Origin of the sequence: Streptacidiphilus sp. MAP12-33, assembly GCF_041261265.1 — a bacterium.
Lineage (GTDB): Bacteria > Actinomycetota > Actinomycetes > Streptomycetales > Streptomycetaceae > Streptacidiphilus.
Window position 1 is genome coordinate 33,073 of the sequence record NZ_JBGCCA010000023.1, and the last position, 11,298, is coordinate 44,370.

Here is an 11,298-nt window from a genome sequence, read left to right on the forward strand (position 1 = left end):
CTGCTCGTGGCTCACTTGCGCGGGTTCGCCCGGCGGGTGGGCTCGGCCGTGGCCGGGTCCTCCGGCCACGGGTGGCGGGGGTAGCGGCCGCGCAGCTCGGCGCGGACCGCGCGGTAGCCCTCGCCCCAGAAGGAGGCCAGGTCCGCCGTGACGGCTGCCGGGCGTCCTGCGGGCGAGAGCAGGTGGATCGTCAGCGGCACGCGCCCGTCGGCGAGTCGGGGCGCCGTCCGCCAGCCGAAGAGCTCCTGGAGCTTGACCGCGAGGACGGGCTGGTCGGCGGAGTAGTCGACGCGGATGCGGGAGCCGGTGGGCACGGTGATCCGCTCCGGGGCCAGCTCGTCGAGGCGTCCGGCGGCGCCGGAGGCCCAGGGCAGCAGCCGTTCCAGGGCGGAGGCGGTGGGGATCCGCTCCAGGTCCGCGCGGCGGCGGGCCCTGGTGAGTTCCGGCTCCAGCCAGTCCTCGGCGCGTTCGAGCAGGGCGCGGTCGTCGACCGCGGGCCAGGGGTCCCCCAGCACCCGGTGCAGGAAGGCCAGCCGTTCCCGCAGGCCCGAGGCCTCGGCCGACCACGTCAGCAGCGTGCCCACGCCTTCGGCGGCGAGCCCCTCCAGCAGGGCCGCGCGCAGCAGTGCCGGGTCCGGCGCCGGCAGCGGCTCGGCGGCGAGCTCGACCGCGCCGAGCGCCGCCACCCGCCGGGCCGTCACGTCGCCACGGCGCGAACCCGGCGGCACGGCCCAGTGCACCTCCTCACGGTCGGTCAGCAGCGGCGCGGCGCAGAGGCGGGCGGTGACCTCGTCCGTCCTGGCGGCCAGCTGCACCCGCGCGGACGGCGACCCCGCCGGCCGGTCGGCGACGGCCACGGCGATCCACTCGGCGCCCGCCAGCCCGGAACCGACGGCCGTCTCGGCGGCCGTCCCGGACACCATCAGGTAGGCCGCGCCCCGCTCGCGCGCCCCCTGCGCCGGCTGCGGCCTGGCGCTCCGGGCCCGCGCGAGCCGCTCGGGATAGGCCAGCCCGACCATCACCCCCGCCGCCTCGGCCTCCCCGACAGCCCCCGGCCCACCGGGCTCGGACCCCCGGCCGCCCGAGAGCCGCACCGACTCCTCGGGCTCCCCGCTGTGCGATCGCGCGCCGCCGCCGTCCGGGCGGCTCGTCGTCCGGAGGCGGCGGACCTCGTCGCGCCAGCGGGAGGCATAGGGGTCGTTGGCGGTGCGCACCGTGCGGCGGACGGTCGCGAGGTCGTCGCCCAGGGCGCGCGGGGGTTCCTCGGAGAGGAGGGCGACCAGCTCGGCCGCCTGGCGCTCGCCGACCAGGGGCGCACCGTCGAGGAGCGCCCGGCCGAGCCGGGGGTGGAGGCCGGTGCGGGCGATCCGGGCGCCCCGGGCCGTGGCCCGGCCCGCCTCGTCGACGGCGCCGAGCGCGGCGAGCGTCGTCCCGGCGGCAGCCATCGCCCCGGCCGGCGGGGCGTCCGGCAGGACGAGGCCCTGGGCGCCGGGCGCTCCCCAACACGCGGCCTGAAGCGCGAAGGAGGTGAGGTCGGCCTGCATGATCTCCGGCGTCGGCAGGGCACGGGCCAGAGCGTCCTCGGCCTCGGCCCAGCACCGGTAGACGGCGCCGGGCGCCTCGCGGCCCGCGCGGCCCGCGCGCTGGCGGCCGGTCGCGAGCGAGGAACGGACCGTCACCAGGCCCGCCAGTCCGCGCGCGTGGTCGGTGCGCGGCTCACGGGACAGCCCGCAGTCGACGACGCTGCGCACCCCGGGCACGGTCAGCGAGGACTCGGCGACGGAGGTCGAGAGCACGACGCGACGGCGCTCGCCGGGGGTCAGCGCGGCGTCCTGCACGGCCCGGTCGGCGCGGCCGTGCAGTTGCAGCACGTCGACGGAGCCGTTCCGCGGCCCGCCGAGGAGCCCGGCCACCCGGGCGATCTCGCCCGCGCCGGGCAGGAAGCACAGCACGTCGCCCTCACGCTCGCGCAGCGCCCGCAGGACCGTCGTGGCCACGTGCTCCAGCAGCGCCGGATCCGTGCGCAGGCCCTGCGGCGGCCGGACCGGGCGCGGCGGCGGCGACCAGACGACCTCCACGGGGTGCTGGACGCCGTGCGCCTCGACGACCGGGGCGGGGCCGTCCGCCTCTCCCCGGAGCAGCCGGGCCCAGGCGGCGGTGTCGGAGGTCGCGGAGGCGCAGACCAGCTGGAGTTCCGGGCGCAGCGCGGCCCGCACGTCCAGCAGGAAGGCCAGCGCGGTGTCCGCGTCGAGGTGCCGCTCGTGGCACTCGTCCAGGACGACGAGGTCCACCCCGACGAGCTCCTGGTCGCGTTGCAGCCGTTGCAGCAGCACGCCGGTGGTGACGACCTCGACGACGGTGCGCGGCCCGACCCGCCGCTCGCCGCGCACGGTGAAGCCGACGCGCTCCCCGACCGGCTCCCCCAGCAGCCACGCCATCCGCCGCGCGGCCGCTCGCACCGCCAGTCGGCGCGGCTCGGCCACCAGGACCCGCCGGGCGCGGCCGCCATCGACCAGCCCGGCCAGCGTCAACGGCACCAGGGTGGTCTTGCCCGTACCGGGCGGCGCCGCCAGCACCGCCACCCTGCGCTCTTCCAGAGCGTGCTGAAGGGCGGGGACGGCGCTACGGACGGGCAGGTCGAGAGAGGCGGGGTTCACCCCGGCAGTCTCCCCGATCGGGGCGGACGAGGGCGAAACGCGTCACCGGGCGGGGCGCCGACTTGACCGCGGGCCGGACACCACGGAGGCTGGGGATCACCAGAGCGACCGGGGGACATCATGATGGAATCGCGCACACGCCGACGCTTCAACGTGGCCATCGCCACGCTCACGCTGGGCCTGACACTGCTCGGCGTCGTCTCGACGGGCGCCAGCCTCCTCCACTGAGGCTCACTCCTCGGTGACGCCGAGGTCGGGGGTGTCCCGCAGCCGGACCCCGCCCGTCGCGGAGGCGTGGAGTTCGAGCACGGTGACCTCGTTGCGGCCCGGACGCAGCACCGGGCCGGGGACGTAGAGGGTGGACTGCGGGCCGCGGGACCAGTAGCGGCCCAGAGCAAAGCCGTTGATCCAGGCCAGGCCCTTGGTCCAGCCGTCCGGCGCGAGGAACGTGTCGCGTGGCGTGTCCACCTCGAACCAGCCCCGGTGGAAGGTGGGCCCGACCGCGGGAGTGTCGGCAGGGCCGAACGCGAGGGCGTCGAGGCTCTCCAGCGACAGCGCACGGCTGCGCCAGGCGCCGGGCTCGCGGCCGTTGACCGTGACCCGGCCCAGCAGGCCCTTGCGGTCGTGCAGGCCCTGGCCGTAGTTGACCCGGCCCTGGTTCTCGACCAGCACCGCGAGCCGGGCTCCGGCCCGCGGGGCGATGAAGGCCAGAGCGTGCTCGTGGTTCTCCCGCTCCAGCACGCCCACGGGCTGCCCGTCGACGAAGACCTGGGCCCGGTCGCGCACCTGCTCGGCGCAGAGCAGCACCGGCCCTGGGGCGGTCAGCTCGGTCTCGTGGAGCACGAACCCGAAGGGCTCGCCGAGCTCCTCCAGGCCGAGCGGCCGCTCGGCGCCGACGGCGGCGCCGAGCGCGTCGGCCTGCTCCAGCAGGCCCGCGACGTGCGTCAGTTCCACCGTCCCGTAGTCCGCCTTCGGCGCCGGAGCCGGAACAGGCTCGGCAGGGACGGGTGTGTGCCGGGCAAGGACCTCGCGGAAGGCGGCGTACTTCGGGGTCGGGTCACCGGCCTCGTCGAGGAGGGCGTCGTAGTCGTAGGAGGTGGCGGTCGGCCGATAGGTGCCCTTGTCGTTGGCGCCGTTGGTGAAGCCGAAGTTCGTGCCGCCGTGGAACATGTAGATGTTGACGGAGGCGCCGGCCGCCAGCAGCGTGTCGAGTTCGGCAGCGGCCGCGCGCACGTCGCGGCGGTGGTGGATGCCGCCCCACCGGTCGAACCAGCCGATCCAGAACTCCGCGCACATCAGCGGGCCGCTCGGCTGGTGCTCGCGCAGCCGGGCCAGGCCCTCGGCGGCCCGGCTGCCGAAGTTGGCGGTCGCCAGCACCCCGTCGAGACCGCCGCGGGCCAGGTCGCCGGGCTGGTCGCAGGTGAACAGCGGCACGTCGACGCCGTGGCGGTGCAGCAGGGCGGCAAGTTCGGTCAGGTAGCCGGCGTCGTCGCCGAAGGCGCCGTACTCGTTCTCCAGTTGCACGGCGACAACGGGACCGCCGTTGCTGCCGAGGTAGGGCAGGAGCGGGGGCAGCAGGGCGGCGAGGTAGCCGTCGACGGCGGCGAGGAAGCGGGGGTCGCGGCTGCGCAGAGCAATGTCGTCGTCGGTGAGCAGCCAGGACGGCAGGCCGCCGCCCTCCCACTCGGCGCAGATGTACGGGCCGGGCCGCAGGAGGACGTGCAGTCCCTCGGCGGCCGCGAGGTCGAGGAATCCGGGCAGGTCGAGACCCGCGTCCCAGCGGAACTCGCCGCGCCGGGGCGCGTGCAGGTTCCACGGGACGTAGGTCTCGACCGTGTTCAGGCCCAGCAGCCGTGCCTTGCGCAGCCGGTCCGCCCACTGCTCCGGGTGGACGCGGAAGTAGTGCAGCGCTCCGGAGACGATGCGGAAGGGCTGGTCGTCGAGACGGAAGCCGTCTGCGGCGATCTCCAGTCGAGGCATGGCCGTGGTGCTCCTCAGTGGTGGGGTCAGCTCAGCGGTCGGCAGAGCAGGGCGTCGGGGACGCCGCCGTCGTTCCAGTTCCAGGTGTAGGCGACGCCGGCGACGTACTCGTTGTCGGCGCACTGTCCCTTGTAGTAGCCCGGTGCCCAGTCGCTGGCGACCGACCCGCCGGTGGCGGGGCGGTTGTCGCCGTGGTCGAACCAGACGTCGTGGCCGGTGGTGGGCAGCTCGGTGGTGGAGGGGGCGCAGAGCAGGGCGGCCATGGCGTTGCCGTGGACGCTGTAGCCGACGGCGAAGGTGTTGTCGGGGCACTGGAGCTTGTTGTAGCCCGATGCCCAGTCGCCTTCGGTGACGTAACGCTCGTCGGTGACGGTGGTCCAGGCCGTGCCGGACTTGGAGGGTTCGTTGGCGTCGGTGCACAGGCCGCGGCTGTCGCTGCGTCCCAGCCCCACCAAGCGCTCACTGTCCGGGCAGTTGCCCTTGCGGTTGCCCGAGGACCAGTCGGGCTGGGCGAGCATGGTGGCGGAGACGTCGTAGTCGGCGTGGTCGAGGTCGAGCATGTTCCAGTGGTTCACCTGCGGCACCTGGCCGGTGTAGCTCGGCGCGTTGACGAGCTTGTTCCAGTCGGTGGCGCGCCAGTCGGCGCCGTCCTCCAGGCCGGTGCGGGTGCCGTTGGCGGCGTAGGACAGCAGCGACCAGTTGTCCTGGAGGTTGCCGTTCGCGTCGGTCCAGCCGATGAGGGGCCAGATGGCGAAGTCGGTGTCGTTGGCGGCCAGGATGCTGGTGAAGTTGTCGAACCAGGCCTGTTCCTTGGTGTCGGTCGAGCCGATACCGGCGGCGCCGAACTCGCTGACCCAGACGGGTGCGGTGAAGTGCTGGCCGGACTGCGTGACGAACAGCGCCTCGGAGCTCACGACCTGGGCGAGCTGCGCGGGGGTGAAGTCCTCGTAGCGCGGGTCTCTCGTGGCGCCCAGGCCGCTGGCGGCGCCCGAGTTGTTGGGGCCGGTGTAGGCGTAGAAGTGGGCCGAGTAGACGAGCTTGCCGGAGTCGATGAGCGTGTTGGAGAGGTTCGCGACCGGGGTCAGCATCGGACGCCCGTGCGGGGTGATGTCGGTGGGGATGCCGTACCAGTTGATCCCCTCCATGATGATCAGCATGTCGGGGTCGGCCGCGAGGATCTGGTTGCCGGCCTCCTCGAACGCCGCGTACTCGTCGTGGCCGTCGTACCAGCCCCAGTTGGGATCGTCGGTGGTGTCGCGGCGGACCTCGTTGCGCAGGTCCGCGCCGACGACGCGCTTGTTGGCCTTGTAGCGGTTCACCATGAACAGCCAGTCGGCCTCCCACTGCGCCGTGGTCTGGCCGCTGTCCCAGCGCTCGTTGCCGTCCAGACCACAGCAGAAGCGGTAGCTGGTGGTGTGGTTGTTGAGAATGACGGCGAACCCGTCGGCGGTGAGCGCCGCGACGACGGCGTCGTACACCTGGAGCGGGGTGTCGCCCTTCAACTGCGGGTTGGCGGCCACGGCGACGTCCGGCACGGTGGAGGTGTCGTGGATCAGCGCATTGGCGTACGGGAGCCGGATCGCGTTCAGGCCGAGGGCGTGGAAGTCGGCCATGATCTGCGGCAGCGACGCCCGGTCCAGGCCCATCGGGATGTTGTACGAGACCTCGCCGTGCTCGTTGTCCGCCGGATCGGTGGTCGAGCCGCTTCCGAGGTAGTGGCCCTCCGCGCCGTCCCAGTTGCCGGCCTTGAGCTTGAAGCGGTTCCCGTTCGCGTCGACGATGTACCGCCCACGCGTGCTGAGCGGCCCCGTCCAGGAGGCCGGGAGCTGAGCACCCGTCAGCACCTGTGGTCCAGGCCCGCTGGATGCGGCCGCTGCCCGGGCAGGCGCGGTGGTACCGAGGAAGAGCGCGGAGAGCGCGGCCAGGGCCGCGATCCCGCGTCGGAGCAGTCTGCTGCGTGTCACGTTGGCTCCCGTTGAGGGTGGAGGGAGGTGCCGAACCGTGCGGTGAGGTGCGTGCGGTGTGGTGCGGGTGGTCGAGGGGTCAGCCCTTGAGACCGCTCGTGGCGATCCCCTCGACGATGTAGCGCTGGGCGACCAGGAACATCACCACCAGGGGCGCGATGGTGACCACGGCCCCCGCGAAGAGACCCGGCAGATTGACGGTCTGCGAGGTCAGGAAGGTCGACAGCGCGATCTGGGCCGTCCACGCGGACGGGTCCTGGCCGATCACCAGCGGCCACAGGAAGGAGTTCCAGCTGTCGATGAAGGCCAGCGCCCCGAGCGAGGCCAGCATCGCGCCCGAACTGGGCAGCGCCACCCGCCGGTAGAGGCCGAGCCAGCCCAGCCCGTCCAGTCGGCCCGCCTCCTCGATCTCGGCCGGGAAGCGCAGGTAGAAGTTGCGGAAGAGCAGCACCGCGAAGGGGTTGAACAGCCCCGGCACGATGATGCCCCACAGTGTGTTGACGCCGCCCATCGAGCCGACGACGACGAAGCTCGGCACGAAGGTCACCGAACCGGGGATCATCAGCGTCGCGATGACGAGGCCCAGCAGCACGTTCTTGCCCGGCATCGGGATGCGCGCGAACGCGTAGCCGGCCGCGGAGGCGAAGAGCGTCGACAGCGGCGCGGTGATCACCGCGATGAGCAGCGAGTTGCCCAGCGCCTGACTCATGTTGACGGTCGGGTCGTCGAAGAGCGCGGTGAAGTTCTCGAAGTGCATGTGGCTGGGCCACCAGGTCCAGTGCGGCGAGGTGAGACCCGGGGTGTCCATCAGCGAGTTGCGCAGCATCAGGTAGAACGGCAGCAGGAAGACCACCGTCAGCAGGCCCACCAGCAGGCCGCGGCCGCTGCCGCGCAGGGTGCGGGTGATGTCCACGGCGCTCACTCCTCGCCCCGGCCGAAGCCGGTGAGCCGGCCCTGGACCAGCGTCACGCCCACGATCAGCGCCGTGAGCACGAAGGCGCCGGCCGAGCCGAGGCCGTAGTTCTGGTCCCCGAGGGCGATGTTGTACAGGTAGACCAGCGGCGTCTGCACCGGGGCGGACTTGGTGCCGGACAGGCCGCTGTTGAACAGGTTGTAGAACTCGTCGAAGGCCTGGAAGGCGGCGATGAACATCAGCATCAGCACGGCCACCGAGGTGTTGCGCAGCATCGGCAGCGTGATCCGGCGCAGCAGCCGGAACCCGGTGGCGCCGTCCAGGGCGGCGGCCTCGTAGACGTCCCTCGGGATGGCCTGGAGGCCCGCCAGGAACAGCACCATGAAGAAGCCGACCTGCAGCCAGAGCCGGAGCGTCACCAGCGCCACCCAGTACAGCGGCGGCGAGGTGGTCTGGAGCCAGGCGACCGAGTCCATGCCGAAGAGCCGGCCGAGGCTGTTGGCGATGCCCGCCGGAAGGCCGTTGAAGACGCACATCTTCCACAGCAGCGAGGCGGCGACGTAGGAGACGGCCGCCGGGATCAGGAAGCTGGTGCGGAACAGGGCGCGCCCGCGCCGGATGCGGTGGACCAGCAGCGCGAGGCCGAGCGAGACGACGAAGGTCACCGGCACGATGAACGCCGTGAACAGCAGGATCTGCCACAGCGAGGTGCGGAACGCGGGATCGCCCAGCAGCTGCCGGTAGTTGGCGAGGCCCACCCAGTGGCCGAGCGCGATGGTGCCGCGGGCCTCGCTGAAGCTGAGCAGGAAGCTCCAGCCGATCGCCACGTACTTGAAGATCCCGAGCCCCACCAGCACCGGCGCGGTCAGCAGCATGAAGGCGCCGCGGGCCCGCCAGTCCGGGCGGGCCTTGGCGACCACGGCCGGGCGGGATCCGGGGTTCCCCCCGCGCGGCGCCGAGGCCGCGCGGGGGGAGGAGGGGGTGTCCGTCGCAGTCATCAGCCGCGCTGCTTGTCGATCTCGGCCTGGGCCTGCTGTGCGGCGGCGGCCATCACCTGGGCCGGGTCGCCGCCCTGACCAGTGATCACCTTCGTCGCGGCGGCGGTGAAGGCGGTGGAGACGCTGTTGTCCCAGGTGCCGGGGTAGGTGCGGCCGTACTTGGCGGCCAGGTCCACGGTCTCCTTGGCGGCGCCCTGCTTCAGCTTGTCGGCCGCGGCGGCGACGGACTTGCGCGGCGGCACGTGGAAGCCGTAGCTCTCGGACCAGTCGCGCTGCAGGTCGGTCTGCTGGATCCAGAGCCACTGCACGAACTTCTTGGCCGCGTCGACGTTCTTGCCCTTGGCGTTGACCATGCTGGTCCAGCCGCCGACGCGGATCGCCGGGGTGCCGCCGGCGGTGAAGGAGGGCCACGGCAGCACGCCGAAGTCGTCGCCCAGGGCGGTCTTGATGGCGGGCATCGACCACAGGCCGCCCCACTGCATCGGCACCACGTTCTGGACCAGCGCGGAGGGGTCCCACCAGTCGGTGGTGAAGCCGAGCAGCAGCGACTTGTCGTCGTGCAGCCGCTTCAGCCCCGCGATGGCGGCGACGGCCTTCGGGGAGGCGAAGGCGGCCTTGCCGTTCGCGTCGACCAGGTCTCCGCCGTTGGACCACACCGCCAGGGTGGGGATGTCGCCGACCCCGTCGTTGCCGATGAACAGGCCCTTGTTGTCCTTGGTGGTCAACTGCTTTGCAGCGGCGACTAGTTCATCGAAGGTCCGCGGCGGGGTGATACCCGCCTTGGCGAGCGCGCTCTTGCGGTAGTAGAGCATCATGACGTCGTCGAGCGACTTGACACCGTAGATCTTGCCGCCCGCGGTGAGCAGGTCGATGTCGTTCTGGTTGAAGTCGGAGCGGGTGTCGCCGTAGATGTCGTCCAGCGCGGCTATCTGGCCGCTGGTGGCGAAGCCCTCGTCGAAGTCGCCGTACTCGAAGACGTCGGGCGCGTCGGCGGTCAGCAGGGTGGAGTTGAGCTTGGTGGTGTAGTCGCCGGGAACCCAGGTGACCTTGACCGCGATGCTCGGGTTGGCCTTGGTGAACGCGGCGGCGTAACGCAGCGCCGCCTGCTGGGTGCCGGCCTCGCCGTACGCGTGGAACCAGACGTTCAGGGTGGTCGCGGCGCCTGAACCGGTGGACGCAGAACCGCCGTTGGGGTTGGTGCTACAGGCGGCGACGGCCGTGCCGGCCACGAGCATGAGGGAGCCGCCCAGGAATCTGCGTCGGCTAAGCTCGGTGGTGCGTGCGCGCATCTCACGTCCTTGTGATGGTGGGGCGATGGGTGGGTGTGCGTCGGCCCGGCCGGTGTCCGTCGACGATTGCTGGCAGGCAGCGAGGGACACCGGACGGCTCGGGCAACTGGCGTGCTTCGGTGCGGCGTTGCGGTGGAGCGTCCTTGCGTCGTGCGGTGGTGCGGCTCAGCGGTGTTACGGCCTGAAGGTCGTACGCGGGCTCAGGCGAGGACCGGGTGCGGGCGGGTGGCGACGCGACCGGCGGCGAAGAGCGACTGGATGCCGACGGCGGCGGCCCCGCGCGCCCACGCCTCGAACGGCAGCGGACGCAGCGTCAGCGGGCAGTCGGCGGCGGCACCGAAGCAGTGTTCGGCGAAGGCCTCGCGCAGCTCGGCCTCGAAGAGGTCGTTGACCTCGACCCCCTCGCCGGAGATGACGATCCGCTCCGGCCCGACGATGTTGACCAGCGAGGCCACCCCGGTCCCGATGGCGCGCCCGGCGCGGGCGAAGAGCTCACGCACGACCGGATCGCCCGCGCGGGCGAGTCCGACCGCCTCCTCGATGGTGAGCTCCGCCCGCCCGGTCGCCTCACGTGCCCCGGCGAGCACCGCGCCGGTCGAGGCGATCGCCTCGACGCAGCCGCGCGCACCGCAGTGGCAGCGCGGCCCGTCCGGATCGACGGACAGGTGGCCGAGTTCTCCGGCGACGCCGTAGGCGCCGGCCAGCAGGCGGCCGTTGACCACCAGGGCGGAGCCGATCCCGGCGCCGACCGTGACCAGCGCGAAGTAGTCGGTGCCCGCGCCCTCCCCGAACCAGTGCTCGGCGACCGCAAGGGCCTTGACGTCGTTTTCGACGGTGACCGTGAGGCCGGTGGCCTCGGCCGCCAGGGCGCCGAGGTCGACGCCGTGCCAGCCGAGCCGTCCCGAGCGGCGCACCCGCCCGGTCCCGCGGTCCACGTCCCCGGAGACCGCGATGCCGAGCTGGTGGGTCCGCTCCCGGACCGGCGGGCGCGGCCCGGAGCTCTGCGGCGCCGCCGCGCCGCCGCGCACGTCGAGCGGCCCGTCGAGCAGGTCGTCGACCATCACGGCGAGCGCCCGCTGGACCGTGGCCGGCTGCAGGTCGGGCAGCCGGGTCCGGCGGGAGGAGCGGACCTGTGCGTGCAGGTCGCACAGCACACCGTAGAGGCCGGTGTCGGTGATCTTCATGCCGACGAAGAACTCGCGGTCCGGGGTGACGGCCAGCGGACTGACCGGTCGCCCGGCTCCGGGCGCGGTGCGCTCGGAGGCGAGTTCGTGCAGGTAGCCGTCGTCCAGAAAGGGACGCGCGGCCTTGGTGACGGCGGCCGAGGACAGCCCCAGCCGCCGGGCCAGCTCGACCCGGCTGAGCGGGCCGGCGGACAGCAGCGTGGCCAGGACCGACGCCGCGGCGGGCGGGGCCTGGTCGAGCAGTTGCAGCGATCGGCTCGTCGAGGACATGCCTGGAAACTAGGGGTTAATAAATAACTTCGTCAAGTATTGA

The 11,298-nt window shown here is 72.8% G+C and carries 7 protein-coding genes; all 7 read right to left on the reverse strand.

Annotated features, from left to right (window positions below):
• Positions 1-11 precede the first annotated feature (11 nt).
• Positions 12-2,657, reverse strand: a complete 2,646-nt coding sequence (gene hrpB / locus ABH931_RS22535) for an ATP-dependent helicase HrpB (protein ID WP_370116107.1) — start codon at positions 2,655-2,657, stop codon at positions 12-14.
• Between the two features lie 231 nt (positions 2,658-2,888).
• Positions 2,889-4,637 carry a beta-galactosidase family protein gene (locus ABH931_RS22540; RefSeq protein WP_370116109.1) on the reverse strand — a complete coding sequence of 583 codons (1,749 nt, stop codon included), beginning with the start codon at positions 4,635-4,637 and terminating at the stop codon, positions 2,889-2,891.
• A gap of 26 nt (positions 4,638-4,663) precedes the next feature.
• Positions 4,664-6,601 carry a glycoside hydrolase family 5 protein gene (locus tag ABH931_RS22545; RefSeq protein WP_370116111.1) on the reverse strand — a complete coding sequence of 646 codons (1,938 nt, stop codon included), beginning with the start codon at positions 6,599-6,601 and terminating at the stop codon, positions 4,664-4,666.
• A gap of 79 nt (positions 6,602-6,680) precedes the next feature.
• The gene (locus ABH931_RS22550) at positions 6,681-7,514 is read right to left on the reverse strand and encodes a carbohydrate ABC transporter permease (protein WP_370116113.1); all 834 of its coding nucleotides are present in this window, start codon (positions 7,512-7,514) and stop codon (positions 6,681-6,683) included.
• 5 nt (positions 7,515-7,519) lie between these two features.
• Positions 7,520-8,512 carry a carbohydrate ABC transporter permease gene (locus tag ABH931_RS22555; protein ID WP_370116115.1) on the reverse strand — a complete coding sequence of 331 codons (993 nt, stop codon included), beginning with the start codon at positions 8,510-8,512 and terminating at the stop codon, positions 7,520-7,522.
• Positions 8,512-9,741: an ABC transporter substrate-binding protein gene (locus ABH931_RS22560; protein WP_370116117.1), complete on the reverse strand. Its 1,230-nt coding sequence runs from the start codon at positions 9,739-9,741 to the stop codon at positions 8,512-8,514. Before ABH931_RS22560 ends, ABH931_RS22555 begins: the two co-directional genes overlap by 1 nt.
• A 260-nt stretch (positions 9,742-10,001) precedes the next feature.
• The gene (locus ABH931_RS22565; protein ID WP_370116118.1) at positions 10,002-11,255 is read right to left on the reverse strand and encodes an ROK family protein; all 1,254 of its coding nucleotides are present in this window, start codon (positions 11,253-11,255) and stop codon (positions 10,002-10,004) included.
• Between the last annotated feature and the right edge of the window lie 43 nt (positions 11,256-11,298).

Coding starts and splice junctions, on each gene's coding strand:
- ABH931_RS22540 (WP_370116109.1), bottom strand. CDS start 4,637: ATGCCTCGACTGGAGATCGCCGCAGACGGCTTCCGTCTCGACGACCAG.
- ABH931_RS22555 (WP_370116115.1), bottom strand. CDS start 8,512: ATGACTGCGACGGACACCCCCTCCTCCCCCCGCGCGGCCTCGGCGCCG.
- ABH931_RS22565 (WP_370116118.1), bottom strand. CDS start 11,255: ATGTCCTCGACGAGCCGATCGCTGCAACTGCTCGACCAGGCCCCGCCC.